This window comes from Ensifer sp. GW823-FHT05D09 (genome assembly GCF_058795755.1).
This window is the reverse complement of sequence record NZ_JBXAIA010000018.1, coordinates 19,908-46,318: the sequence shown is the minus strand read 5'-3', so window position 1 is coordinate 46,318 and position 26,411 is coordinate 19,908. Positions and strand designations below refer to the sequence as shown.

The following is a 26,411-nucleotide window of genomic DNA, read 5'->3' as shown; positions in this document are numbered from 1 at the left end:
AAATCCCGGTGGGCCATGGAGTTGACCGTAAATCGGGACCTTCGCCGAATCCGTCAAATCTCCGCCGCGGTTCTGGATATTTTCCCGCTCCCCTGATAAGGAGCGGCTCCAGCGCATACAGGAGAGCCTGATGGCAGAAGCCACGTCCAGCCGCACCGGCCAAGTTTCGCGTAAGACGAATGAAACGGCCGTGTCCGTATCCGTCAACATCGATGGAACCGGAACCTCGAAGATCGCGACGGGTGTCGGCTTCTTCGACCATATGCTGGACCAGCTTTCCCGCCATTCGCTGATCGACATGGAGATCAAGACCGAAGGCGACCTGCACGTCGACGATCACCACACGGTCGAAGACACCGGCATTGCCATCGGCCAGGCCATCGCCAAGGCACTTGGCGACCGGCGCGGCATTACCCGCTACGCCTCCCTCGACCTTGCCATGGACGAAACGATGACGCGCGCTGCAGTCGACGTGTCCGGCCGGCCGTTCCTCGTCTGGAACGTCGCCTTCACCTCGCCGAAGATCGGCACCTTCGACACCGAACTGGTGCGCGAATTCTTCCAGGCGCTCGCCCAGAACGCCGGCATCACGCTGCATATCCAGAACATCTACGGCGCCAACAACCATCATATCGCCGAGACCTGCTTCAAGTCCGTCGCCCGCGTGCTTCGCACGGCAACCGAAATCGACCCGCGCCAGGCCGGCCGCGTTCCCTCGACCAAGGGTACGCTTGCCTGAGCGGTCATTATCTGGCTGATGACCATGGCCTCTTACATGATCCTGACCCCGCCGGGCGGCCGCGCCGACGACGACCGGGCACGCTTTGTTGCTGATGGCTTCTCCTGGGGCGCCTTTCTGTTCCCGGCGCTCTGGCTTTTTTCCAAGCGCCTATGGCTCTTCGGAATCGCAGTTGCTGTTCTGCAGATTTTGTTAATCTCCCTGGCGACGATTACCGGCGGCCTACTGGCAGCGCTTCTTTTGCATCTGGCGCTCGCCCTGCTGGTCGCGCTGGAAGGCCCCGTGCTCATTGTTCGCCGGCTCATAACCTGCGACTGGACGTTGCGCGCCATCGTGCCGGCGCGCGATCTCGAGACGGCGGAAGAAATCTACTTCGCAAACGTGCCCTCGGTCGACCGAGCAACAGTTGCTCGGCCAGCCGTCGACTGGCCAAGGCAAGCGCCGGCAAGCACCGGCCCGGGTCTTGGACTTTTTGAATCCTACGGAGAACGCTGATGCGCGTCGCCATTATCGACTATGGATCGGGCAATCTGCGCTCGGCAACGAAGGCCTTCGAAAGGGCTGCGCGAGAAGCCGGTATCGACGCCGAGATCGACCTGACCGACAGGCCGGAACGCGTCGCGACCGCCGATCGCATCGTGCTGCCGGGCGTTGGCGCCTATGCCGATTGTCGGCGTGGCCTTGCGGCCGTCGATGGCATGGAACAGGCACTGACCGAGGTCGTCGAAGGGGCCGGCCGGCCGTTTCTCGGTATCTGTGTCGGCATGCAGCTGATGTCGTCGCGTGGCCTCGAAAAGACCACGACCCATGGTTTCGGCTGGATCCCCGGCGACGTCGTCGAAATGAAGCCGACGGATCCGTCGCTCAAAATCCCGCAGATCGGCTGGAACACACTCAGACTGGCGCGCGCGCATCCGTTGTTTGACGGCATTCGCACCGGCGACGACGGCCTGCACGCCTACTTCGTGCATTCCTACCATCTGGCAGCGGAAAACGCCGGCGATGTCGTGGCCGAAGCCGACTACGGCGGTACCGTCACCGCCTTCGTCGCCAATGGCAACAAGGCCGGTTCGCAGTTCCATCCGGAAAAGAGCCAGGCGCTCGGCCTTGCCCTCATCTCGAATTTCCTGCGCTGGAAGCCGTAACGGTTTTGAGCGACCTCTGATCGGATAGACACATGATCCTTTTCCCCGCTATCGACCTGAAAGACGGGCAATGCGTGCGCCTGAAGCTCGGCGACATGGAGCAGGCGACCGTTTACAACCCGGATCCCGGTGCGCAGGCGCGCGCCTTCGAGGAGCAGGGCTTCGAGTGGCTGCATGTGGTCGACCTCAACGGTGCCTTTGCCGGCGAGACCGTCAACGGGGACGCCGTCGACGCGATCCTGAAGTCGACGAAGAATCCGGTGCAGCTCGGCGGCGGCATCCGCACGCTTGAGCATATCGAGAATTGGCTGTCGCGCGGGCTGGCCCGCGTCATCCTCGGCACAGTCGCGGTGCGCGACCCGGCGCTCGTGATCGAAGCCTGCCGAAAGTTTCCGGGCAAGGTTGCCGTCGGCATCGATGCCAAGGGCGGCAAGGTCGCCGTCGAAGGCTGGGCGGAAGCGTCTGAACTCGGCGTGATCGAGCTTGCCAGGAAATTCGAGGGCGCCGGCGTCTCGGCGATCATCTACACCGACATCGATCGCGACGGCATTCTTACGGGGATCAATTGGGATTCGACCCTGGAGCTTGCCGACGCCGTTTCGATCCCGGTGATCGCGTCGGGCGGCCTTGCCTCGATGGACGATATCCGTCGAATGATCGCGCCGGATGCGGCGAAGCTCGAAGGCGCCATCTCCGGCCGCGCGCTCTATGACGGCCGCATCGATCCGCAGGAAGCCCTGGCGCTGATCCGCGCCACGAGAAAGGCATGAGCCTATGACCCTCAAAGCCCGCGTAATCCCCTGCCTCGACGTCAAGGACGGCCGTGTCGTCAAGGGCGTCAACTTCGTCGACCTGATCGATGCCGGCGACCCGGTGGAAGCGGCTCGCGCCTATGATGCGGCAGGCGCCGACGAACTCTGCTTCCTCGACATCACCGCGTCTTCGGACAACCGCGAAACCATCTTCGACGTCATCGCCCGCACGGCCGAACAATGTTTCATGCCGCTCACCGTCGGCGGTGGCGTGCGCCAGGTGGCCGATATCCGCAAGCTGCTGCTCGCAGGCGCCGACAAGGTCTCGATCAACACGGCCGCCGTGAAAAACCCGGACTTCGTCGCCGAAGCCGCTGACAAGTTCGGCAACCAGTGCATCGTGGTGGCGATCGATGCCAAGAAGGTCTCGAAGGACGGCGAAGAGAACCGCTGGGAAATCTTCACCCATGGCGGCCGCCAGACGACCGGCATCGACGCCATCGATTTTGCCCGTCGCGTCGTCGATCTCGGCGCCGGTGAAATTCTCCTGACCTCGATGGATCGTGACGGAACCAAGAGCGGCTACGACATCGCGCTGACACGCGCGGTCGCCGATGCGGTGCGCGCGCCGGTTATCGCGTCCGGCGGCGTAGGCACGCTTGATCACATGGTTTCCGGCATCCGTGACGGCCATGCAACGGCGGTTCTGGCCGCGTCGATCTTCCACTTCGGCACCTATAGCATTGGCGAAACCAAGCGCTATATGGCCGAACATGGCATCGCCATGCGTCTCGATTGAGTTTTCAGGGTTTCGTTATGAGTGATTTTTCCCTTTCCGACCTCGAGACCATCGTCGCCGAACGCGCCAAGGCGTCACCGGACGAATCCTGGACGGCGAAACTGGTCGCACACGGTCAGCAGAAGGCGGCCAAGAAACTGGGCGAGGAAGCAGTCGAAACCGTGATCGCGGCGATAGGGAACGATCGGCAAAATCTCGTCGATGAGAGCGCCGATCTCCTCTATCATCTGATGGTCGTATTGAAAATTGCAGACATTCCGTTGCAGGATGTGCTCGACGAACTTGCACGGCGGACAAGCCAATCCGGTCTGCAGGAAAAGGCTAATCGGCGGGATCCATGACCCTAGCTGCGCAAGATATCGAAATGGCCGATCTCCCGGACAATCTTCAGAGACGGGACTATTCGCCCTATCATTTCTTCTCCGCCGAGGAATGGTCGCGTTTTCGTGCCGACACGCCCATGACGCTGACCGCCGACGAAGTGCAGCGGCTGCGCTCGTTGAACGACCCGGTGGATCTCGGCGAGGTCCGACAAATCTATCTGTCGCTGTCGCGGCTGCTTTCCACCCATGTGGAATCGTCGCAGATGCTGTTCGAGCAGCGCAAGCGCTTCCTCAGCATGTCCGAAACGAAGACGCCTTTCGTCATCGGCATTGCCGGATCGGTGGCGGTCGGCAAGTCGACGACAGCGCGTATTCTCGCGCAGCTTCTGTCGCGCTGGCCCTCGAGCCCGAAGGTCGATCTGGTGACGACGGACGGCTTCCTCTATCCGAACGCCGTGCTCCAGCGCGAAAACATGATGGATCGCAAGGGCTTCCCGGAGAGCTACGACGTCGGCGCGCTCCTGCGCTTCCTGTCGGCAATCAAGGCCGGACAGCCGAACGTCAGGGCGCCAAGCTATTCGCACATGACCTATGACGTGCTGCCGGATCAGTACACGGTCATCGACAGGCCCGATATTCTGATCTTCGAGGGTATCAATGTCCTGCAGTCGCGCAACCTGCCGGCCGACGGCAAGATCGTGCCGATGGTCTCGGATTTCTTCGACTTCTCGATCTATATCGACGCCGAGGAAAGCCTGATCCACAGCTGGTACGTCAACCGCTTCATGCGCCTTAGGGAAACGGCCTTCAAGAACCCGGAATCCTACTTCCATCGCTATGCGACCATCAGCGAGGATGCGGCACGGGCGATCGCCGAAGGGCTCTGGCACAACATCAACCTGAAGAACCTGCACCAGAACATTCTGCCGACGCGACCGCGCGCCGACCTCATCCTGCAGAAAGGCCCCGACCACCTCACCGAGACGGTGGCCCTGCGCAAGCTCTGAACGTTCGCCGCAGCTGGCGCATGCAATCAGTCTAGCGCAGCCAGATCGGGCCCGATCCGGCATGCGTATTTCCGTCGATTGTCAGGGATTGACCCGGCGCAGCGTCAGATTGAGGCGGCCGCCGTTCTTGAGCAACGTTGACGTATCAGGATAGATCCGGTCAACGCCGTGGAAGGCCAGGCGCCCCTCGCCACCGAGCACGACGATATCGCCGCTTTCGAGCCTGAAAGACACCGTCTGGCCGCCGCGCTCCTTACCGCCGACGCGAAACAGACAGCTATCGCCAAGCGAAATCGAAACGACGGCTGTCTCCAGGTCGCGCTCATCGCGATCCTGATGCAGGCCCATGCGGGCCTCTTCGGAATAGAAATTCACCAGGCAGGCTTCCGGCTGCTTGTCGCTCGCCGAAACCGCGTTCCAGACTTCTAGGAGAATCTCGGGCATCGGCGGCCACGGCCTGCCGGTGCCAGGGTGCTGCGGCTGGTAGCGATAGCCTTTCTCGCGATCGGTCACCCAGCCGAGCGGTCCACAATTGGTCATGCGCACCGACATCGGCTTGCCGGTCTTTGGCATCTCCGGCACGAACAGCGGCGCTTCGGCGACCACGCCGCGGATCGCCTCGACGATCTCTTCCTGGCGGCCCCGGTCGAGAAAGCCTGGGATGTGTTTTATGCCCTTGGGGAGAACCAGCATGAGGTTGCCCTCACTCCAGCCCGAGCAGCCTTGCCGGGACGCCGTAGCGCTCGGACCAGCCGGCATAGGCGACATCCGTCGGGCCGACGACGTGATCAACGAGATTCCATCGACCGCCCTGGAAGCTGACGAGCGCGAACACCGTCGAACCATCCATCATGTCGGCATCATCGCGAAATCCGGTCTGTGAGAGATCGATGGCGCCACCTCCCGGCCGCTGCGGCTCGACCTGCACGAAGGCCCAGTTCGGCGTCGCCCGCATGGTGGTGACGACGAATTCGACCGAACCGCGCATCTCCGCCTCGACGGCAGGCCGCAAGGCGTCGAGGATTGCTGCGCGCTCCGAACTGCCCTTGGCCGGCTCGCGCAGCGTTTGCGCGAAACCGGTCGTGGCAAGCCCAAGACTTGCCACCGTCAGAACGACGCTGAAAAATGATCGCGTCGACAAGGCTGTCACGCGGCGTCCAGATCCGGAATGCGCAGAACCTGGCCGGGATAGATCTTGTCGGGATGGGTCAGCATCGGCTTGTTGGCCTCGAAGATCACCGTGTGCTTGGCGCCCTTGCCCTTGCCGTATTGTGCCTCGGCGATCTTCCAGAGGTTGTCGCCTTTCTTGACGGTATAGAAGACAGGCGCCTTGGCGGGTGCCGGCGCTGCACCCGCATCGGCAACCTTGAGCTCGGAGGCCTCGACCGCGGAAACGCCAAGCGTGTTGCCGACGGCGACCACGGCTTTCTCGAACGCCGTCTGGTCCTTGACGACACCCTTCAGCACCACCTTGTCATTGACGACTTCGACCTGGACGTCCTTGGTGCCGAGATCGTGCGAAGCGAGTTCCTTCTGGACGCTTTCGGTATCCGGCGCGTCGTCGTCACCGCCGATGCCCAACTTCTTGCCAGCGTTCTTGATAAAACTGAAAAGGCCCATGGATCCCTCCTTCTGCAAAAGTCGCTTGGGATAAGAGAGGGCGCATAGCGGCAAAAGACAAGAGACGGTTGAAAAGATTTCGCAACCGCACGTCAGTCGCCGGTCGGGCGTCCACGCAGCTTCTTGGTCTCGCCGCGCCCGGTTTTTTCCTTCAGCCGGCGCTCGATCGAACCGCGGGTCGGTTTGGTCTTCCTGCGCGGCGGCGGCGGTGGTTCGGCGGCCTTCAGGATCATCTCCTTCAGCCTTTCGCGCGCATCTTCGCGATTGCGCTCCTGGCTGCGGAAGCGGCTGGCCTCGATCATCAGCACGCCATCCTTCGAGGCGCGACGACCGGCGAGCTTCAAGGTATTGGCCTTGATGCGATCGGTGAGCGCCGGTGACGCCTGGACGTTGAAGAACAGCTGGACGGCCGTCGAGACCTTGTTGACGTTCTGCCCCCCGGGCCCGCCGGCCAGCACGAATTGCTCCGTCAGCTCCCAGCCGGCAATGACGATATTGTCGTTTATGTAAAGCGGGTCGCTAGCCATGATTCACCTCGCCCCGATCTATGGCACAGCGCGAACCTCTTGAAAACATTCGCCATGAAAACGGAAAACCCGGCCATGGAAGACCGAGTTTCACGTGAATCATAGCCGGCAATGTTTACTCGGCGGCAATCTTCGTGCCGGGAGCTGCATTGCGGACGCTGCCATCGACATGGTCTTCGAACTTGGCGAAGTTGGCGATGAACATGTCGACCAGGCGGCGGGCCTGGGCGTCATAGGCGTTGCCATCAGCCCAGGTCGAGCGCGGATCGAGAATACCGTCGTCGACGCCCGGTACCGAGACCGGCACGGCAAAGCCGAAGTTGGCATCGGTCCGCAGCTCGGCGGCGTTCAGCGAACCGTCAAGGGCTGCCGCGAGCAGAGCGCGGGTCACCTTGATCGGCATGCGGCTGCCGGTACCATAGGCACCGCCGGTCCAGCCGGTGCTGACCAGCCAGCAGGTAACGCCGTTCTTGGCGATCAGGTCCTTCAAGAGGTTGCCGTATTCCGACGGGTGGCGCGGCATGAACGGTGCGCCGAAGCAGGTCGAGAAGGTTGCTTCCGGCTCGGTAACGCCCTTTTCGGTGCCGGCAACCTTGGCGGTGTAGCCGGACAGGAAGTGGTACATCGCCTGTTCCGGCGTCAGCTTGGCGATCGGCGGCATCACGCCGAAGGCGTCGGCCGTCAGCATGATGATCGTGCGCGGCTGCGGCGCGGTGCCGGTTTCGCTGGCGTTCGGGATGAAATCCAGCGGATAGGCGCAGCGGGTGTTTTCCGTCAGCGAGCCGTCATTGAAATCGGGAACGCGGCGTTCGTCGAGAACGACGTTTTCCATGACAGTGCCGAAGCGGCGGGTCGTCGCGAAGATTTCCGGTTCGGCGGCTTCCGAAAGACGGATGGCCTTGGCGTAGCATCCGCCCTCGAAGTTGAAGACGCCCTCGTCGCTCCAGCCGTGCTCGTCGTCGCCGATCAGTGTGCGGGTCGGATCGGCCGAAAGCGTGGTCTTGCCGGTGCCCGACAGGCCGAAGAAGATGGCGGTATCGCCTTCAGGTCCGACATTGGCCGAGCAGTGCATCGGCATGACGCCCTTCTTCGGCAAGAGGTAGTTGAGGACCGTGAACACCGACTTCTTCATCTCGCCGGCATAGGACGTGCCGCCGATGAGGATGAGGCCGTTGGTCAGATCGCAGGCAATGACAGTTTCGGTGCGGCAACCGTGGCGCTCCGGGTCAGCCTTGAAGCTCGGAAAGTCGATGATCGTCAGCTTCGGCAGGAAGGAAGCAAGGTCTGCGCGGTCCGGACGGATCAGGAGGTTGCGAATGAACAGCGAATGCCAGGCATATTCGGTAACGACACGCGTCGGCAGCGCATGGTTCTTGTCGGCACCGCCGACGAGATCCTGGACATAAAGCGACATGCCCTTGGCATGGTCGAGCATGTCCTTCCGCAGGACGGCGAAATGCTCCGGGGACAGCGGCTTGTTGTTGTCCCACCAGATCTGATCGTCGGTGGAGGCGTCGCGGACGACGAACTTGTCCTTCGGCGAGCGGCCGGTGTGCTGGCCGGTGCGCGCAACGATCGCGCCATGTGCGGTCAACTGAGCTTCGCCGCGGCGAAGGGCTTCTTCATAAAGGTCTGCGGCTTCGAGGTTGTAGCGGACCACGTCGAGATCCGTAAAGCCGAGTTTTTCCAAGCCGTTCGCTGCGTTGCGAGTGCCGAGTTGCTCCATGGTCAAGCTTCCTTCGTGTTTGGCCATTGGCGTTGAATTTGGCCGGAACATACTTGCATGCTCGCTCAAAAACAAGGTGACATCAAAAAAAGAATAATGATTTCAGTATATTAATCGATTTAAAGAAAATTATCGTTTTTTTAATCGGTTGAATCCGAGTTCCCTGCGCCATATCTGCCTCTCAGCGACGGAGTGTACGCTTGAGGGCATTTTGGGCTTCGCCACAATTTGTTCCACCTTTATACTCAAGTAACGCACCCGTGACTCGCGGTTGCCGTGGATTCGAAGACGAAACCGGCGATCGGCCTCAAATGACGGAGTTGAACACGATGCAGACCATCGCGCTTGTCGATGATGACCGGAATATCCTGACGTCCGTATCCATCGCCCTTGAAGCTGAAGGCTACAAGGTCGAGACCTACACGGATGGTGCCTCCGCGCTCGAAGGCCTGTTGGCCCGGCCGCCGCAGCTTGCGATCTTCGACATCAAGATGCCGCGCATGGACGGCATGGAACTGTTGCGCCGGCTGCGCCAGAAGTCGGATCTGCCGGTGATCTTCCTGACATCGAAGGACGAGGAAATCGACGAGCTCTTCGGCCTGAAGATGGGCGCCGACGATTTCATCACCAAGCCGTTCTCCCAGCGCCTGCTCGTCGAGCGCGTCAAGGCGATCCTGCGTCGGGCCGCCAACCGCGAAGCCGCTGCAGCCGGCGGCACCACTGGCGCCCCGAAGACCTCCGACACGCCGACGCGGTCGCTCGAGCGCGGTCAGCTGGCCATGGACCAGGAGCGCCACACCTGCACCTGGAAGAACGAGCCGGTCACCCTGACGGTCACCGAGTTCCTCATTCTTCACTCGCTTGCGCAGCGACCGGGCGTGGTCAAGAGCCGCGATGCCCTGATGGATGCTGCCTATGACGAGCAGGTCTATGTCGACGACCGCACCATCGACAGCCACATCAAGCGGCTGCGCAAGAAGTTCAAGATGGTCGACAACGACTTCGACATGATCGAGACGCTCTATGGCGTCGGCTACCGCTTCCGGGAAATGGCCTGAGGCGACACGCGGTCTCAGCCCTTGCCATCGCGTCGTTTGTGGAGCATTCAGAACCGATGCGATGGCGGGCAGGCTTCGGCCCGCCACTTGGCTTGGCCGGTGGCATTGAATCCACGAGACCGAAGACCAGAAAAAAGAACATCGGCGGACCTGCGAAACCCGGCTTACGGGTAATGGGTGTCCGCAATCGGAAGATACGGCGGGGATGATCCGCTGCGGGAGCGGAAAGACTTGGTGGAAGTCTTGCAGGGCGATATCGACGAACTTGACGGAAGGTCATCGGCCCACAACGGCCGGCGCTGGGCCTATTCCTTCACGCTGATTCGCCGCCTGTTCGGCAACGCGGTCTTTTCGAGCCTGACGCGCCGGATCGTCTTCTTCAACCTCGTCGCGCTCGTGGTTCTGGTCGGCGGGATCATGTATCTCAACCAGTTCCGCGAGGGCCTGATCGACGCGCGCGTCGAAAGCCTGCTGACCCAGGGCGAAATCATCGCCGGCGCCATTTCGGCGTCCGCCTCCGTCGACACCAATTCGATCACCATCGATCCCGAAAAACTGCTGGAGCTGCAGGCCGGCCAGAGCATCACGCCGCTGCCGAGCGACGAAGACCTGGATTTTCCGATCATTCAGGAGCGGGTTGCTCCCGTCCTCAGACGCTTGATCTCGCCGACCCGCACCCGCGCGCGGCTCTTCGACGCCGATGCGGACCTGCTGCTCGATTCGCGCCACCTCTATAGCGGCGGCCAGGTGCTGCGCTTCGACCTGCCGCCCGTCGACCCGGAAGCGACCGGCATCGAGGAAAAGTTCGGAAGCTGGATCAACCGCCTGCTGCAGTCGGGCGACCTGCCGCTCTACAAGGAACCACCTGGCGGCAACGGCTCGATCTATCCCGAAGTGATGAATGCGCTGACCGGCGTGCGCGGTGCGGTGCGCCGCGTCACCGAAAAGGGCGAACTCATCGTCTCGGTCGCCGTGCCGGTGCAGCGGTCGCGCGCCGTGCTCGGCGTGCTGCTGCTGTCCACCCAGGCGGGCGACATCGACAAGATCGTGCATGCCGAGCGCCTCGCCATCATTCGCGTGTTCGGCGTCGCCGCCCTCGTCAACGTCATTCTGTCGCTGCTGTTGTCGTCGACGATCGCCAATCCGCTGCGGCGCCTCTCTGCCGCCGCCATCCGGGTCCGCCGCGGCGGCGCCAAGGAACGGGAAGAAATCCCCGATTTCTCCTCGCGCCAGGACGAAATCGGCAACCTGTCGGTGGCGCTGCGCGAGATGACGACAGCACTCTACGACCGGATCGCGGCGATCGAGAATTTTGCGGCCGACGTCAGCCATGAACTGAAGAACCCGCTGACCTCGCTGCGCAGCGCGGTGGAAACCCTGCCGCTTGCCCGCACCGACGAATCGAAGAAGCGGCTGATGGACGTCATCCAGCACGACGTGCGCCGCCTCGACCGCCTGATCAGCGATATTTCCGACGCCTCGCGGCTCGACGCGGAACTTGCACGCAGCGACGCCAAGGTCGTCGACCTCGAAAGGCTGCTTGGCGACCTCGTCGAGATCTCCCGCCAGATCCGCAGCAAAAAGAAGCCGGTGCTGCTCGATTTCGTCGTCGACCGCAAGGACAGCCCCAAGGCGCGCTTCGCCATCAATGGTTACGAATTGCGCATCGGCCAGATCATCACCAACCTGATCGAAAACGCCCGCTCCTTCGTACCTGAGCAGGGCGGCCGCATCGTCGTGCGCCTCACCCGTTCCCGGTCGCGCTGCCTCGTCTATGTCGAGGACAATGGTCCCGGCATACAGGCGGAAGACATCGATCGGATCTTCGAGCGCTTCTATACCGACAGACCGGAGGGCGAAGATTTCGGCCAGAACTCCGGCCTCGGCCTGTCGATTTCCCGGCAGATCGCCGAAGCGCATGGCGGCACACTGAAGGCCGAGAACGTCATGGGTCCGGATGGGAAGATCGTCGGTGCCCGCTTCGTACTTTCCCTGCCTGCCGAGCCGCACGCGTGACACCGCCGCATAATGTTCACGGTACGGCGATCGTCCTCGGCACGGCCGGTTTCCTGGTCACCGGCCCTTCCGGCATCGGCAAATCGAGACTGGCGCTCGCCTGCATTTCGGCAGCCCGCCAGATGGGGCACTTTGCGGCATTGGTCGCCGACGACCGTGTCGATCTGTCGATTGGACAGGACCAGATCATCGCCCGGTGCCCATCGTCGATTGAAGGTCTGATCGAGATCCGTGGCGCCGGCATCGCCAGGCTCGAAACGGTGCCTGCCGCGGTGATGGATTGGGCGATCCTGCCGGTGAACGCGCCATTCGATCCGCGCATGCCGCCCGAAAACGAGGAACTTCCCCTCCCCTTCGGTCGCAGCCTGCCGATTGTTCGCGTTCCCATTGAAAATGGTGTGCACATGCTTGCTGCTCTGCGTGCGCTGCTACCCGAAAAATTAGGATTTTAGCTATAGTTGCAGGCAACGGGGCTGGTTTTTCGGCATTTTTGGCTTGCACTTCGCCTTTTCCTTGCCAAGATGGCCGCCCCAACAGGTGGACGAAATTGCTGCATTGCGATATCTGACCATCAGTGAATTGCGCGTGCAGTCGGAGAAAAGATACCCATGATCGGACTTGTGCTTGTCACCCATGGCAAGCTGGCTGAGGAATTCCGACATGCACTCGAGCATGTTGTCGGTCCGCAAAAAGCTATCGAGACCGTTTGCATCGGCCCCGAGGACGACATGGATCAGCGTCGGCAGGATATCCTCGACGCCGTGACCAACGTCGACGAGGGCCACGGCGTGATCATTCTCACCGACATGTTCGGTGGCACGCCGTCCAATCTCGCCATCTCGGTGATGCGCAGCGGCACCGTCGAAGTCATCGCCGGCGTCAACCTGCCGATGCTGATCAAGCTCGCCGGCGTGCGTGGCGAAAGCGACATGGACAAGGCGCTCGCGGAAGCCTCCGAAGCTGGACGCAAATACATCAACGTCGCCAGCCGTGTCCTGAGCGGAAAATGATGGATCACCGTCCCGACATGTCGCTGACGCGCGAACTTCTCATCGTCAACAAGCGCGGACTGCATGCGCGCGCCTCGGCCAAGTTCGTGCAGACCGTCGAGGCCTATGATGCCGAAATCACGGTGTCGAAGGACGGAAGCACGGTCGGGGGCACCTCGATCATGGGCCTGATGATGCTGGCCGCCAGCACCGGCTCCAGCGTCTGCGTCACGGCCAGCGGCGCACAGGCCGAAGAGGCCCTCAATGCGCTCGACGCATTGGTCCGCGACAAGTTCGGCGAAGAAATGTAACCGACAATATAAAGATATAAAGACTTCTTTATATCGAGGTTGCTCTGCCCCAGAATTCCTGATAGATCGGACGCACTCTCACCGCGATGGTATGCGCGGGAGGCATAGTCGTGCCGCCGGATCGCCAGAGGGCCAGAGCGGCTTGAAGAGATCAGCCTGGAGAATTTCATGACCACCACTCAGGATTACATCGTCGCCGACATCGGTCTTGCCGATTTCGGTCGCAAGGAAATTACGATCGCCGAAACGGAAATGCCGGGCCTGATGGCCTGCCGCGAAGAGTTTGGCGCATCCAAGCCGCTGAAGGGCGCCCGGATCACCGGTTCGCTGCACATGACCATCCAGACCGCCGTGCTGATCGAGACGCTCGCCGCTCTCGGCGCCGACATCCGTTGGGCTTCGTGCAACATCTTCTCGACCCAGGACCACGCAGCCGCAGCGATCGCTGCCAGCGGTATCCCGGTGTTCGCCGTCAAGGGCGAAACGCTTGAGGAATACTGGACCTACACCGACAAGATCTTCCAGTGGGCCGACGGCGGCGTCTCCAACATGATCCTGGACGACGGTGGCGACGCCACCATGTACATCCTGCTCGGCGCCCGCGCCGAAGCCGGCGAAGACGTTCTCTCCAACCCGGGTTCGGAAGAAGAAGAGATCCTGGTCGCGCAGATCAAGAAGCGCCTTGCCGCTTCGCCGGGCTGGTTCACCAAGCAGCGCGACGCCATCAAGGGCGTGACCGAAGAAACGACGACCGGCGTCAACCGACTGTACCAGCTCCAGGCCAAGGGCCTGCTGCCGTTCCCGGCGATCAACGTCAACGACAGCGTCACCAAGTCGAAGTTCGACAACAAGTACGGCTGCAAGGAATCGCTGGTTGACGGCATCCGCCGCGGCACCGACGTGATGATGGCCGGCAAGGTTGCCGTCGTCTGCGGTTACGGCGACGTCGGCAAGGGCTCGGCAGCCTCGCTCTCGGGCGCCGGCGCTCGCGTCAAGGTGACCGAAGTCGACCCGATCTGCGCGCTTCAGGCCGCCATGGACGGTTTCGAAGTCGTCCAGCTCGAAGACGTCGTTTCGTCTGCCGACATCTTCATCACCACGACCGGCAACAAGGACGTCATCCGCATGGACCACATGCGCGAGATGAAGGACATGGCGATCGTCGGCAATATCGGCCACTTCGACAACGAAATTCAGGTCTCCGCGCTGCGTAACCTGAAGTGGACGAACATCAAGCCGCAGGTCGACATGATCGAGTTCCCGAAGGGCAACCGCATGATCCTGCTGTCGGAAGGTCGCCTGCTCAACCTCGGCAACGCCACCGGTCACCCGTCCTTCGTGATGTCCGCCTCGTTCACCAACCAGACGCTGGCCCAGATCGAGCTCTTCACCAAGGGCGAGAACTACAAGAACGAAGTCTACGTTCTGCCGAAGGCGCTCGACGAGAAGGTCGCTCGCCTGCACCTGAACAAGCTCGGCGCGAAGCTCTCCGAACTGTCGAAGGAACAGGCCGACTATATCGGCGTCGGCCAGCAGGGTCCGTTCAAGGCTGAACACTACCGGTACTAATCGTTACCCGGGCAATCCACAACATGTTGTGGCCGCGTTCTTGACAAGAGAGCGCGGCCTCTTTTTTGGGCGGCTCCCTTCCCGGCGATTCGTCAACGAAGTATGCTCTAACCCATTGATTCGTGATGCCGGTGCGGACCTTCGGGCATTGCGAGTGGGATGTCTTGTCGGCAAGCGGCAAACAGACGGAGACAGACCGGGGATGCAACCAGAACTGACGCGAACCCTTCAGGGTATCGCCGGAACTGCGCATGGCACGAGAGCCGGCAGCACCCTTCGGACAGACGGGGACGGCAGCGCCATGACAACAGCACACGAAACCTCATCGGGCGGTCGCCGCAAAGGCCCGGTGCTTCTTCGCCGCCTGATGGCCTGCACGGCGCTGTTCGCCGCAACGGATGCGGTCGCCCAGGTCTCGGCGCAGAAGGCGAACATCTTCGGCTCGTCGGAAGTCATCACCTTTTCAGTCCTGATCGGCGTCATCTCCGCGGCAATGATCTCCGCGATCTGGTTGATCCGCCAGCGCGGCAACATCGAGGCCGAGAACCGCGAGCTCAGGTCCGACCTTTCGGACGCCAATCAGCGCCTTTCGCGCTTCCAGGCACTCATTGCCGACAAGAATCGCCGCATCGTCATCTGGGACGGGCTTGCGGAGCGGGCGGAAATGCTCGGCCAGCTGCCGGCGGAAACCGGGGCGCCGTCAGACGATCGCGAATTCCTGGCATTCGGCCGCTGGATCAAGGGAAATTCCGCCAGCGAACTCGAAAAGGCGATCGACGCCCTGCGCACCCAGGCGCGCAGCTTCGATCTGGTGCTCGAAACGCAGCGCAACGAGGTGCTGGAGGCACAGGGCCGCGTTTCCGGCGGACGCGCTTTCGTGCGCTTCATCGCACTCAACAACATGCGGGCGGAACTCGCCGAGCTGAAGCTCGAGCGCGACCGCCTCAACAACTCGCTGATGTCCTTCCGCACGCTGCTTGACGCGATCGACCTGCCGGTCTGGCAGCGCGGCACAGATGGAGCGCTGAGCTGGGTCAACGAGGCCTATGCCGATGCGGTGGAGGCACCAAACGTCGCTGCAGCGATTGCCGAGGGTCGTGAACTGCTGGCGACGATCGCACGCGAGAAAATCCGCGCCGTCTCGACCTTCGATGCGCCCTTCCGCGACAAGCTTTCCACCGTCGTCAGGGGCAATCGTACATTTTTCGATGTCGTCGATGCCCGCAGCCCGGCCGGAACCACAGGAATTGCCATCGACGTCTCCGGCGTCGAGGCCGTTCGCGAAGAACTCGACCGTACGCTCAAGAGCCATGCCGAGACGCTCGACCATCTCGCGACGCCGGTCGCCATCTTCGACGGCAACCAACGGCTGCAATTCTACAATCAGGCTTTCCAGCGCCTCTGGAACCTGGATATGGGCTTCCTCGAGCGCAAACCGGACAATGGTGAAGTGCTTGATCGCTTGCGCTCCGGCGGCCAGCTGCCCGAACAGCTCAACTGGAAACAGTGGAAGGCGAACGCGCTCTCCGTCTATCAGGCGCTCGATACGCAATCCGACCTCTGGCACCTGCCGAACGGCCAGACCTTGCGGGTCTTCGCAACGGCGCGGCCGCAGGGCGGCGTCACCTGGGTGTTCGAGAACCTGACCGAAAAGGTCGATCTGGAAACCCGCTACAACACGCTGGTCCAGGTCCAGGGCGAAACCATCGACCATCTGGCCGAAGGCGTGGCCGTGTTCGGTCCCGATGGCCGTATCCGGCTTTCCAACCCCGCCTTCCGCGCGATCTGGGGCATCAACGAGACCGAGGCGAAGCCGGGCACACATATCCGTGCGATCGAGCAGGCCTGCCTGATGTCCTACGACCAGCCGGATGGCTGGAAGCGGTTCTCCCACATCATCACCAGCTTCGATGACGAGCGGCCGTCGAGCCGCGGCATTCTGGAACTGCGGACGGGGTTGATCCTCGACTTCGCCGTCATTCCGCTGCCGAACGCACAGACGATGCTGACCTTCGTCAACATCACCGACAGTGTCCGCGTCGAGCGCGCCCTGACCGAAAAGAACGACGCCCTGCGCAAGGCGGATGCGCTGAAGAACGACTTCGTCCATCACGTGTCCTATGAACTGCGCTCGCCGCTGACCAACATCATCGGCTTTGCCGATCTGCTGAAAACACCAGCCTTCGGCGACCTCAACGACCGCCAGGCGGAGTATGTCGACCATATCGCCACGTCGTCGTCGCTGCTCCTGACCATCGTCAACGACATTCTCGATCTTGCGACCGTCGATGCCGGCATTGTCGAGCTCGACATGTCGGAGATCAATCTCACGGATTTCCTCGACGACATCGCCCACCAGATGGCCGACCGGCTGGTCGAGGGCGGTGTCACGCTACGGGTCGCGGCCCCCGACAACCTTGGCCGCATGGTCGCCGACCAGCAGCGGCTGAAGCAGATTTTCATCAAGCTTTTGACCAATGCCGCAAATTTTGCGCCTGACGGCAGCGTCATCGAGCTTGCCTGCCGGCGGGAAGGCGGAGACTTCGTCTTCTCGGTTTCCGACAGCGGTCCCGGCATTCCACAGGACGTGCTCGACACCGTGTTCAACCGCTTCGAAAGCCACGGCCAGCGCGGTGGCGCCGGCCTTGGCCTCTCGATCGTCGAGAGCTTCGTCAGCCTTCATCACGGCACCGTATCGATCCGCAGTCGCGAGGGCGAAGGCACTGAGGTCAGCTGCCGCATTCCTTCGGCAGAGATCCCGAAGATCGTCGCGGCGGAATAATGCAGCCGATCACGCGCTTCCTGGCGGACGAGGCAGCCACGATCCAGCTCGGCGAAGACCTGGCGCTGGCGCTGAAGACGGGCGACTGTCTCGCGCTGTCTGGCGATCTCGGGGCCGGAAAATCGACCCTGGCGCGCGCCTTACTGCGCGCGGTGGCCGATGACGACGGCCTCGAAGTCCCAAGTCCGACCTTTACGCTGGTGCAGAGCTACGACCTGCGCATTCCCGTGGCGCATTTCGATCTCTATCGCCTTGCCGACGCCAGCGAACTCGACGAACTCGGTTTCGACGAAGCCCTGTCTCTAGGTATCTGCCTTGTCGAATGGCCCGAGCGAGCCGACGGAGCATTGCCAACGAGCAGGATCGTCCTGTCGATCACCCATGAAGCGGCCGGGCGGAGCGTCAGCATCTCCGGACCAGAGAGCGCCCTCCAGCGGATTGCCCGCACGCTCGCAATCCGCGACTTCCTCGCGCAGAACGGCTTTGCAGACGCACGACGGCGCCATCTGAGCGGCGATGCCTCAGTCAGGGCGTACGAACGCGTCGACGGCCGGGATGGCCTTCCGGCGAAAATCCTGATGGATGCCGCGCGACACAAGCCCGGCCCTATCCTTCAGGATGGCAAATACTACCAGCAGCTCGCGCATATCGCCGAGGACGTGACGCCATTCGTTGCCATCGACGAGCTGCTCCGAGAACGCGGCTTCGCAGCGCCGACGATCTACGCGCGCGATCTGGACCAGGGAATTCTGCTGATCGAGGACCTCGGTTCCGACGGCGTGCTCGATGACGACGGTAGACCGATCGAGGCACGCTATGTCGAAAGCGTGCGCTTGCTTGCCCAGCTCCACACGGCACCGACCAAGCGCGACATCGCGCTTGCCGGCGGTATCGAGCACCATATCCCGGATTTCGACCGCACCGCGATGAAGATCGAGACGCGGCTGCTCATCGACTGGTACCTGCCCTGGAAGCGTGGCGCGCCGGCAACGGAACAGGAAAAGCAGGAATACGCCGCGATCTGGGACGATTTGATCGACCTCATCGAGACCGCCGAGACGAACCTGCTGCTGCGCGACTTTCATTCGCCGAACATCATCTGGCGCGCCGGTCACGAAGGACTTCAACGTGTCGGCGTGATCGATTTCCAGGATGCGATGATCGGACCGACGGCCTATGACGTGGCATCGCTGGTTCAGGACGCGCGAGTGACGATCGAACCCGCGCTGGCGAACCGAATGATGGACGCCTATTTCGCGGATCGCCGCGCCGCCGGCCCGTTCGACGAGCCCCTGTTCCTGCGCGACTGGCATCTGATGTCGGCCCAGCGCAACTGCAAGCTCGTCGGCATCTGGGTTCGGCTGATGCAGCGCGACGGCAAGCCCGGCTACATGAAACACATGCCGCGCACTTTCGCCTATCTTGAAGTCGCCCTCCAGCACGAAGCGCTGAAACCCTTGCGCGACTGGTGTATGAAGACGGGATTAATCGGTCCCGAATCAGCGAACTGACAGAGAAGCAATGGCGATCAGCAATGCGATGGTGCTCGCGGCGGGCCTCGGTACCCGCCTACGCCCGATCACCAATACCATCCCCAAGCCACTGGTGAAGATCGCCGGCAAGCCGATGATCGACTACGTTCTCGATCTGCTGGTGAACGCCGGCGTCACCCGGGCAGCCATCAACGTCCACCACTTCGCCGACCAGATGGAAGCGCACCTGGCGCAGCGTGCGGCGCCCGAGATCGTGATCTCCGACGAGCGTAACGCGCTGATGAATTCGGGCGGCGGGCTGGTCAAGGGCCTGAAGCTGCTGGCAGACGGGCCCGTCCTGGTGATGAACGCCGATCTATTCTGGATCGGCGAAGACACTGACGCTCGCAGCAATCTCGAACGGCTCGCCGACTTTTTCGATCCCGGGCGCATGGACATGGCGCTGCTTTGCGTGCGCGACGAAGATACGACCGGCCATAACGGTAAGCGGGATTTTTCGCTAGGCGCCGATGGGAGCCTGGTGCGCTATGCCGAGGGCATGGACAACCCCGTCGTCTATGCCGGTGCGATCGCGCTCGATTCCAAACTGTTTGCCGATGCGCCTGATGATGCGTTCAATCTGAATATCTATTTCGATCGGGCGATTGCGTCAGGCCGACTGTACGGCATTGTGCTCGACGGCCACTGGATGACGGTCGGCACGCCGGAGGCGATCGAAGAGGCTGAAGCCGCAATCCGCCGCTACCAACCGGGGGGATGAGCGTGTCCTATCGCGAGCCAAATGTCTTCACGATCCCGCCGGGCCTGCCCTTCCTGAAGACACTCGCGCGCAAGCTCTGCGATGGCACGCTGACACCGGATTTTAGCTACGACCCCGCCGACCCGTTGCCGCTTGCCGGCGTGACGATTTTCGTTCCGACCCGCCGCTCCGCCCGCGTGCTGCGCTCCGAATTCGTCGACCTGCTCGGCGGCCGTTCGGCGATCCTGCCGACGATCCGGGCGCTGGGCGAGACCGACGACGACAGCGGCTTCTTCGATGCCGAAGTGCCTGCGATCCTCGACCTGGCGCCGCCCCTTCCCGGCACCGCACGCCTCATCGAACTTGGCCGCCTCATCCTCGCCTGGCGTAACCGCCTGCCGAAGGTGGTGCTCGACATTCATGCGGAAAGCCCGCTGATAGCGCCGGCAAGCCCGGCGGATGCCATCTGGCTGGCGCGCAATCTGGCCGAACTCGTCGATGCGATGGAGACGGAAGAACTCGACTGGGAAGCGCTCGACGGTCTCGACGCTGGCGAGCATGCACTCTGGTGGCAGTTGACGCTCGAATTCCTGAAGATCGCCCGGGTCTACTGGCCGGAGCGGCTGGAGGAACTCAAGCAATCCTCGCCGGCCCGGCATCGCAACGCGATCCTGCAGGCAGAGACCCAGCGCATCGCCTCAGGCGCGCTTCAGGGGCCGATTGTCATCGCCGGTTCGACCGGCTCGATCCCGGCGACGGCCGCGCTGATCGCCGCCGTCCAGAAGCTGCCCAACGGCACCATCGTTTTGCCCGGGCTCGACCAGACGATGACCGATGCGGAATGGGGCATGATCATTGGCGAAACCGTTGCCGCCGGCCGGCCCGAACCGGCAAGCCGCAGCCACCCGCAATACGGCTTCCACCGTCTGCTGCAACGCATGCAGGTCGAGCGCCGCGATGTGCCAACCCTTGACCAGGCCGACGCGGGACTGACCGATCGCAGCGAGATCCTGTCGCATGCGCTGTTGCCGGCCAAGGCGACCAACGGCTGGACCGAGACCCGCAACGGGCTCGAGCCGGAAACGCTGCAACGGGCCTTTGGCGACGTTGCGCTGATCGAGACCGCCAACGAGCGCGAGGAGGCGACCGCGATTGCCATTGCGCTCCGGCTGGCGCTTGAGGGCAGCGACGATAGCCAGGCGGCGCTGATTACCCCCGACCGCAATCTGGCGCGCCGCGTCGGTGCGGAACTGGCGCGTTTCGATATCGAAGCCGACGATTCGGCCGGCACACCGCTCGCCTCGACATCAGCCGGTACGCTGATGCGGCTTCTCCTGGAGGCAAGCCTTCGGCCCGGCGATCCAGTGCCACTGGTGGCGCTGTTCAAACATCCGCTGGCGCGCTTCGGTCTCTCGAAGGCGGAGTTGCGCCGCAGCGCCGACGTGCTGGAGCGAATGGCGCTGCGCAGCGGCACTGAGATCGCCGATATCTCGCTGCTGGAACCGCTGCTCGACCAGGCAGTCGCCGATCACAACGTCGACCGCCACCCTCCGGAGTGGCGGATCGGCATCACCGAAGACGACATTCTTGCTGCCAAGGACCTTGCCGCGCGGGTAAAGGCGGCAACAGACCCGCTTGCCGGTGCGCTGGTCCGGCGCAGCGACGGGCGTCGCCCGTTCTCGGAAACATTCACCTTTGCCGAATGGGCAACACGGACTGGCCAGGCGCTGGAGGCCGTCTGCGGCGATGAACGTGCCGACCTCAGCGGTCTCTGGTCCGGCGAGGCAGGCGAAGCACTGGCCACGCTTTTGCGCGGCATCATCGAGACCGAAGGGCAGATGGATGCCGACGGACCGCAATGGTGCGACATCATGGAGGCGCTCGCCGCCAGCGAGGCCGTCAAGCCACGCTCGATGCGCCACCCCCGCGTTTTCATCTTCGGCGCGCTGGAATCGCGCCTGCAGAGCATGGATCTGGTGGTGCTTGGCGGCCTGAACGAAGGCAACTGGCCGGGGCAGACGGCAAATGATCCCTTCCTCTCCCGCACCATGAAAACCGGGATCGGCCTCGAGCCGCCCGAACGTCGCGTCGGCCAGCTTGCGCACGACTTCCAGATGGCGTGCGGCACGCGCAAGCTGATCTTGACCCGCTCAATGCGGCAGGGATCGGCGCCCACCGTCGCATCGCGGTGGCTGCAGCGGCTCCTGGCGCTAGGCGGCAAACGGCTGGCGGAGAACCTGCGATCCAACGGCAGCGACTATCTGCTGTGGGCGCGCATGCTCGACAAGGGCGGCCGCCAGACACTGGCTGAACGCCCGGCACCCAAGCCGCCGGTCGAGCTGCAGCCGCGCAAATATTCATTCAGCGAAGTCTCCCGGCTCCGTCGCGACCCCTATTCGATCTATGCACGCCGGATCCTGCGGCTGCATCCGCTCGACCCGTTCAACCGCGATCCGGGTGCGTCCGAGCGCGGCACGCTCTACCACCGCATCGTCGACCGCTTCGTGCGCGGCAATTTCGACATCCAGTCCCCGGCAGCCGACGAGGCGATGGTCCGCCTGCTCAACGAAGCCTTCGACGAAGAGCGCCTGCCCGCCCATATCGACACCATCTGGCGGCCGCGCTTTGCCGCCGTCGGCAAAGCCTTCCTCGCCTGGGAGCGCGAGCGTGCACGCTTTATCCGCAAGCCCTTGACCGAAGTCGCGGCATCGATGGACGTCGGCGTGGCCGACATCCGGCTGACCGGCATTGCCGACCGGCTGGATGCGCTGACGGACGGCACCTTTGAGATCATCGACTACAAGACCGGCTCCAGCCCTTCGATCAAGGAAGCGCGGGTCTTGCTCGATCCGCAGCTGGCGCTCGAAGCAGCGGCGCTGAAAGCCGGTGCGTTCAAGGGAATGGGTCCCGGCCACCCGCAATCACTGCTCTATGTCAGGCTGAAACCAGGCTCCCGCTTCAAGGTGGAAGCGGTCAACAACGAGAACAGCCGGGCGAAGGAAATGAAAACGGCTGACCAGCTGGCTGACGAAGCCCTGGTCGAGCTCAGGAAGCTGCTGACCGCCCTGATGTCGGGGAGACACGGCTTTGCCTCCCGCCTCATCGTCCAGAAGGAGCGCGACTACGGCGGCGAATACGACCATCTGGCACGTGTTGCCGAATGGTCGACCGCCGACAGCGAGGATGACAGCGATGAGGGATGAAAGCACCGGCCCCGACGAAAGGACGCCCGAAGCCTGGCTCGACTGGACCTCGCGCCGACAGTCGCTCGCCTCCGATCCCGCCCGCTCCGCCTGGGTTTCCGCCAACGCCGGGTCGGGCAAGACCCACGTGCTGACGCAGCGCGTCATCCGCCTGCTTCTCGCCGGCTGCAGGCCGTCTGCCATTCTCTGCCTGACCTATACCAAGGCTGCCGCCTCCGAAATGTCCAACCGGGTCTTCGAACGCCTTGCCGAATGGGTCACGCTCGACGACGAGGCACTGGAAAGGCGGATCGAGGCCATCGAAGGCGAACTACCTTCGCGACTGAAGCTCCAGGAGGCACGGCGGCTGTTTGCGCGCGCGCTCGAAACCCCGGGCGGCCTGAAGATCCAGACCATCCACGCCTTCTGCGAAGCGCTGCTGCACCAGTTTCCGCTGGAAGCCAACGTTGCCGGACACTTCTCGGTGCTCGACGACCGCGCGGCGGCGGTGCTGCTCGCGGATGCACGCCGTGCCTTGCTGACCGCGACCGCCGCCGAGGACGATTCGGCACTCGCCGAGGCCTTTGCCACCGTGCTCGAACTTGCCGACGACACCGGGCTTGAAAAGCTGCTGGGCGCGATCGTTTCCAACCGCACGGCGATACAGGCTTTTCTCGACCATGCCGATGCCCATGGCGGCATCGCCGTGCAACTGCGCGCGGCCCTCAAGCTTGAGCCCGAGGATAGCGTCGAGCGCGTCCTTCAAGGCGTCTGGCCGCTTGCAGGCCTCAACGGTCCGGCGCTGGAGCGCTATCTCTCACTTGCCGCCAGTTCCGGCGGCGCCAAGGTGCTCGATTTTGCCGAGGGACTGCGGGCGACTGCCAAGCTTGCCGATCCCATGGCGCGTTACGAAGGGCTGCAGGAGCTGTTCTTCACCGGTACCGGCAAGCCGCGCGCCGATTCCGCTTTCGTCAACAAGGCCATGCTTCAGGCAGCACCAGACCTGCTCCAATTGGTCGAAGCCGCCCGCGATCATGTCGTCGCCTGCGCCGACCGCCTGAGCATCGTCCAGATGTACGAGGCGACGCTGTCGGCGCTGACCCTCGCCGATCGGCTCAGCAACGACTATGAAGCGCTCAAGCGTACTCGCAGCCAGCTCGATTTCGAGGACCTGATCAACCGCACCGCCAGCCTGTTTGCGCGCGGCGACGTCAGCGCCTGGGTTCACTACAAGCTCGACCAGGGCATCGATCACATTCTCGTCGACGAGGCCCAGGATACCAGCCCGACACAATGGACGATCATCCAGGCGCTGGCGGCGGATTTCTTCTCCGGCGACAGCGCCCGCGGAACCGACCGCACCATGTTTGCCGTCGGCGACGAGAAACAGTCGATCTACTCCTTCCAGGGCGCGCGGCCCGAGCGCTTCTCCCGTGAAAGCATCGAGACGGAGCGGCGCGTGCGCGACGGCGGCAAGGCCTTCAGCCCGATCCGGCTGCAGCTCTCCTTCCGCTCTACCGTCGACGTGCTTTCCGCCGTCGACACCGTCTTTGCCAACCCGGTGCATGCGCGTGGGCTCAGTGCTCAAAACGAGGCGGTGGTGCATGCCTCCAATCGCATCGGCCATCCCGGTGCCGTCGATATCTGGGACGTAATCGCCGCCGAACCGACAGAAACCGACGACGAATGGACGGCCCCCTTCGACGCCACCCCGGAAACGGCACCGGTCAACATTCTTGCCCGACGCATAGCCGCCGTGCTCGACAACTGGATCGGCCGCGAGACGATCATCGAGAAGGGCGTGCGCCGCTTCATGCGCCCGGGCGATGTCATCGTGCTCGTGCGCAAGCGCGACGCCTTCGTCAATGCGCTGACCCGCGCCCTGAAGCGCCGCAGCGACATTCCCGTCGCCGGCGCCGACCGACTGGTCCTGACCAGCCATATCGCCATCCAGGACCTGTTGGCGCTCGGGCGCTTCATGCTGCTGCCGGAAGACGACCTGTCACTGGCGGCACTGCTGAAGAGCCCACTCTTCAACCTCGACGAAGACACGTTGTTCGAGCTCGCGGCCCGACGCGACGAAGGTGTTAGCCTCTGGCAGAGGTTGCAGGAATTCGGTGGCGGAGAAGGCTCGCTGTACGAAGCAACCGTCAAGGCACTTCTTCGCTATGCCGTCCTCTCCCAGCAGCTCGCTCCGCATGACTTTTTTGCGCGCGTGCTTGGCGTCCATGGCGGCCGCGCGGCGTTTCTCGCCCGGCTTGGCAGCGAGGTGAGCGACATTCTCGACGAGTTCCTGACCTTTGCGCTCGAACACGAAAGAAGCGGCCTGCCTGGACTGCAGGCCTTCATCTCGACGCTCGAGATCGAGGCGCCGACCGTCAAGCGCGAGCAGGACAAGGAGCGTGACGAGGTCCGCATCATGACCGTGCACGCCGCCAAGGGTTTGGAAGCGCCGGTGGTATTTCTGGTCGACGGCGGCGGCAAGCCGTTCAACTCGCAGCACGTGCCCGATCTTCGTTTCCTGGAGATGCCGCTTTCGGATGGCTCGAGCTATCCCCTGCCCGTCTGGCGTGCTCCGGGCTCTGCATCGAATTCGCTTGTCGCCGCCGACAGCGACAGGCTGAAGACGCTGGCCGAGGAAGAATACCGCCGTCTGCTTTATGTGGGCATGACCCGGGCTGCCGACCGGCTGGTCGTGTGTGGCTATCGTGGGCAACGGGCCAGCACCGACACCTGGCACGCCATGGTGCAGGCGAGCCTGTCTGTGGACGACAACGGTCGCAGCACCCCTGTCCTGTTCAAGGCGGGTGACGAGGAATGGGCGGGGCACTCTTGGCGCGAAGCACATGTACCGCGCGAAGTTGCGACGGGCGACGAAGCCTCCGATCTCGCAACACCCGCGAAAACCGGATTGCCGATCGCTCTTTCCACGCCGCTGCCGCCGCCACGCAGATTGCCGCGGCCGCTCAGCCCATCGGGCGTCGGTATTGCGGTGGACGAAGACGAAGGTGACATGATCGTCGGTTCGGCGCTGTTTTCGCAGAAGGCGCCAGCCGATATCTCGATGCTGCGCGGCGCCATCCTGCATCGACTGCTGCAGGTCCTGCCGTCGATCGCCGCTTCCGAGCGCCCGACGGCGGCTGATCGCTATCTCGCCCGTTCGGTGCCGCGCTGGCCCGAAACCCAGCGCGCGCGCCTGCGCGATGCCGTGCTGCAGGTGCTCGATCATGGCAAGCTGCAATCGCTCTTTTCCGGTGCCAGCCGGGCGGAAGTCTCGGTCATGGGCACATTGAAGCTCCGAAATCAGGAATTTGCCGTCTCCGGCCGGATCGACCGGCTGTCGGTGGCGGATGGCGTCGTGACGATCGCCGACTTCAAGACCAATCGCACCGTGCCGGCGACACCCAAGGACGTCCCCGTTGCCTACATTACCCAGCTGGCGATCTATCGCGAGCTGCTCAGGCCGCTTTATCCGGCGCACCGCTTCCAATGTGCTCTGATTTTCACGGAGGGACCGATCATCCACGTGCTTGAGGATGCACGACTGGACAGGAGCCTTGAAGACCTCGCGACAAAGTGAGATACCCGATATTGAAAATCCAGTGGGGCGGTCTCACATGAGACACAACATCTG

At 62.9% G+C, this 26,411-nt stretch carries 23 protein-coding genes; 18 read left to right on the top strand and 5 right to left on the bottom strand.

The window, feature by feature from the left end:
• The first annotated feature begins 130 nt into the window (after positions 1 to 130).
• From hisB to coaA, 7 genes are read left to right on the top strand one after another with little or no spacing between them, the layout of a single operon-like run.
• Positions 131 to 739: an imidazoleglycerol-phosphate dehydratase HisB gene (gene hisB / locus AC1Q80_RS30140; protein WP_492362863.1), complete on the top strand. Its 609-nt coding sequence runs from the start codon at positions 131 to 133 to the stop codon at positions 737 to 739.
• Between the two features lie 24 nt (positions 740 to 763).
• Positions 764 to 1,234 (top strand): DUF2628 domain-containing protein, encoded by a 471-nt coding sequence (locus tag AC1Q80_RS30135; RefSeq protein ID WP_492362862.1) that lies wholly within the window; start codon positions 764 to 766, stop codon positions 1,232 to 1,234.
• Positions 1,234 to 1,884, top strand: coding sequence for an imidazole glycerol phosphate synthase subunit HisH (gene hisH / locus AC1Q80_RS30130; RefSeq protein WP_173418505.1), 651 nt, complete (start codon positions 1,234 to 1,236; stop codon positions 1,882 to 1,884). The genes AC1Q80_RS30135 and hisH overlap by 1 nt, the downstream gene beginning before the upstream one ends.
• Positions 1,885 to 1,916: 32 nt before the next feature.
• A complete protein-coding gene (hisA, locus tag AC1Q80_RS30125) occupies positions 1,917 to 2,654 on the top strand; it encodes a 1-(5-phosphoribosyl)-5-[(5-phosphoribosylamino)methylideneamino]imidazole-4-carboxamide isomerase (RefSeq protein ID WP_492362861.1) in 738 nt (245 codons plus the stop codon).
• Between the two features lie 4 nt (positions 2,655 to 2,658).
• A complete protein-coding gene (gene hisF, locus AC1Q80_RS30120) occupies positions 2,659 to 3,435 on the top strand; it encodes an imidazole glycerol phosphate synthase subunit HisF (protein ID WP_492362860.1) in 777 nt (258 codons plus the stop codon).
• 17 nt (positions 3,436 to 3,452) lie between these two features.
• Positions 3,453 to 3,776 (top strand): phosphoribosyl-ATP diphosphatase, encoded by a 324-nt coding sequence (locus AC1Q80_RS30115; protein ID WP_173418502.1) that lies wholly within the window; start codon positions 3,453 to 3,455, stop codon positions 3,774 to 3,776.
• Complete coding sequence (gene coaA, locus AC1Q80_RS30110; protein WP_173418501.1) at positions 3,773 to 4,765, top strand: type I pantothenate kinase; 993 nt, start codon at positions 3,773 to 3,775, stop codon at positions 4,763 to 4,765. Before AC1Q80_RS30115 ends, coaA begins: the two co-directional genes overlap by 4 nt.
• A gap of 81 nt (positions 4,766 to 4,846) precedes the next feature.
• Here coaA and AC1Q80_RS30105 read toward each other — a convergent pair whose 3' ends face one another.
• The 5 genes from AC1Q80_RS30105 to AC1Q80_RS30085 form a co-directional block, all read right to left on the bottom strand.
• Positions 4,847 to 5,458 carry an alpha-ketoglutarate-dependent dioxygenase AlkB gene (locus tag AC1Q80_RS30105; protein WP_173418500.1) on the bottom strand — a complete coding sequence of 204 codons (612 nt, stop codon included), beginning with the start codon at positions 5,456 to 5,458 and terminating at the stop codon, positions 4,847 to 4,849.
• Between the two features lie 10 nt (positions 5,459 to 5,468).
• The gene (locus AC1Q80_RS30100) at positions 5,469 to 5,915 is read right to left on the bottom strand and encodes a hypothetical protein (RefSeq protein WP_492362859.1); all 447 of its coding nucleotides are present in this window, start codon (positions 5,913 to 5,915) and stop codon (positions 5,469 to 5,471) included.
• Entirely contained in the window at positions 5,912 to 6,385 is a 474-nt protein-coding gene (lysM, locus tag AC1Q80_RS30095; protein ID WP_053251199.1) for a peptidoglycan-binding protein LysM, read from the bottom strand. Before lysM ends, AC1Q80_RS30100 begins: the two co-directional genes overlap by 4 nt.
• 92 nt (positions 6,386 to 6,477) lie before the next feature.
• Positions 6,478 to 6,912, bottom strand: coding sequence for an alternative ribosome rescue aminoacyl-tRNA hydrolase ArfB (arfB, locus tag AC1Q80_RS30090; RefSeq protein ID WP_173418499.1), 435 nt, complete (start codon positions 6,910 to 6,912; stop codon positions 6,478 to 6,480).
• A 115-nt stretch (positions 6,913 to 7,027) separates the two neighbouring features.
• On the bottom strand, positions 7,028 to 8,638 hold the full coding sequence (locus tag AC1Q80_RS30085) for a phosphoenolpyruvate carboxykinase (protein ID WP_492362858.1): 1,611 nt from the start codon (positions 8,636 to 8,638) through the stop codon (positions 7,028 to 7,030).
• Between the two features lie 329 nt (positions 8,639 to 8,967).
• Between AC1Q80_RS30085 and chvI the strand changes: the two genes are divergently transcribed.
• From chvI to addA, 11 genes are all read left to right on the top strand, one after another.
• Complete coding sequence (chvI, locus tag AC1Q80_RS30080) at positions 8,968 to 9,696, top strand: two-component system response regulator ChvI (RefSeq protein ID WP_115421109.1); 729 nt, start codon at positions 8,968 to 8,970, stop codon at positions 9,694 to 9,696.
• A gap of 234 nt (positions 9,697 to 9,930) precedes the next feature.
• On the top strand, positions 9,931 to 11,712 hold the full coding sequence (locus tag AC1Q80_RS30075) for a sensor histidine kinase (RefSeq protein WP_327795848.1): 1,782 nt from the start codon (positions 9,931 to 9,933) through the stop codon (positions 11,710 to 11,712).
• A complete protein-coding gene (locus tag AC1Q80_RS30070) occupies positions 11,709 to 12,164 on the top strand; it encodes an HPr kinase/phosphorylase (protein WP_492362857.1) in 456 nt (151 codons plus the stop codon). The genes AC1Q80_RS30075 and AC1Q80_RS30070 overlap by 4 nt, the downstream gene beginning before the upstream one ends.
• 156 nt (positions 12,165 to 12,320) lie before the next feature.
• A complete protein-coding gene (locus AC1Q80_RS30065; RefSeq protein ID WP_077505418.1) occupies positions 12,321 to 12,722 on the top strand; it encodes a PTS sugar transporter subunit IIA in 402 nt (133 codons plus the stop codon).
• Positions 12,719 to 13,012 (top strand): HPr family phosphocarrier protein, encoded by a 294-nt coding sequence (locus tag AC1Q80_RS30060; protein WP_077505416.1) that lies wholly within the window; start codon positions 12,719 to 12,721, stop codon positions 13,010 to 13,012. The genes AC1Q80_RS30065 and AC1Q80_RS30060 overlap by 4 nt, the downstream gene beginning before the upstream one ends.
• A gap of 168 nt (positions 13,013 to 13,180) precedes the next feature.
• Positions 13,181 to 14,581, top strand: coding sequence for an adenosylhomocysteinase (gene ahcY / locus AC1Q80_RS30055; RefSeq protein WP_173418495.1), 1,401 nt, complete (start codon positions 13,181 to 13,183; stop codon positions 14,579 to 14,581).
• A 301-nt stretch (positions 14,582 to 14,882) separates the two neighbouring features.
• The gene (locus AC1Q80_RS30050) at positions 14,883 to 17,363 is read left to right on the top strand and encodes a sensor histidine kinase (RefSeq protein ID WP_173418494.1); all 2,481 of its coding nucleotides are present in this window, start codon (positions 14,883 to 14,885) and stop codon (positions 17,361 to 17,363) included.
• Positions 17,363 to 18,874, top strand: a complete 1,512-nt coding sequence (gene tsaE, locus AC1Q80_RS30045) for a tRNA (adenosine(37)-N6)-threonylcarbamoyltransferase complex ATPase subunit type 1 TsaE (protein WP_492362856.1) — start codon at positions 17,363 to 17,365, stop codon at positions 18,872 to 18,874. Before AC1Q80_RS30050 ends, tsaE begins: the two co-directional genes overlap by 1 nt.
• 10 nt (positions 18,875 to 18,884) lie before the next feature.
• Positions 18,885 to 19,616, top strand: coding sequence for a nucleotidyltransferase family protein (locus AC1Q80_RS30040; protein WP_492362855.1), 732 nt, complete (start codon positions 18,885 to 18,887; stop codon positions 19,614 to 19,616).
• Entirely contained in the window at positions 19,613 to 22,798 is a 3,186-nt protein-coding gene (gene addB, locus AC1Q80_RS30035; protein WP_492362854.1) for a double-strand break repair protein AddB, read from the top strand. The genes AC1Q80_RS30040 and addB overlap by 4 nt, the downstream gene beginning before the upstream one ends.
• Positions 22,788 to 26,357, top strand: a complete 3,570-nt coding sequence (addA, locus tag AC1Q80_RS30030) for a double-strand break repair helicase AddA (RefSeq protein ID WP_492362853.1) — start codon at positions 22,788 to 22,790, stop codon at positions 26,355 to 26,357. Before addB ends, addA begins: the two co-directional genes overlap by 11 nt.
• The last annotated feature ends 54 nt before the right edge of the window (positions 26,358 to 26,411 follow it).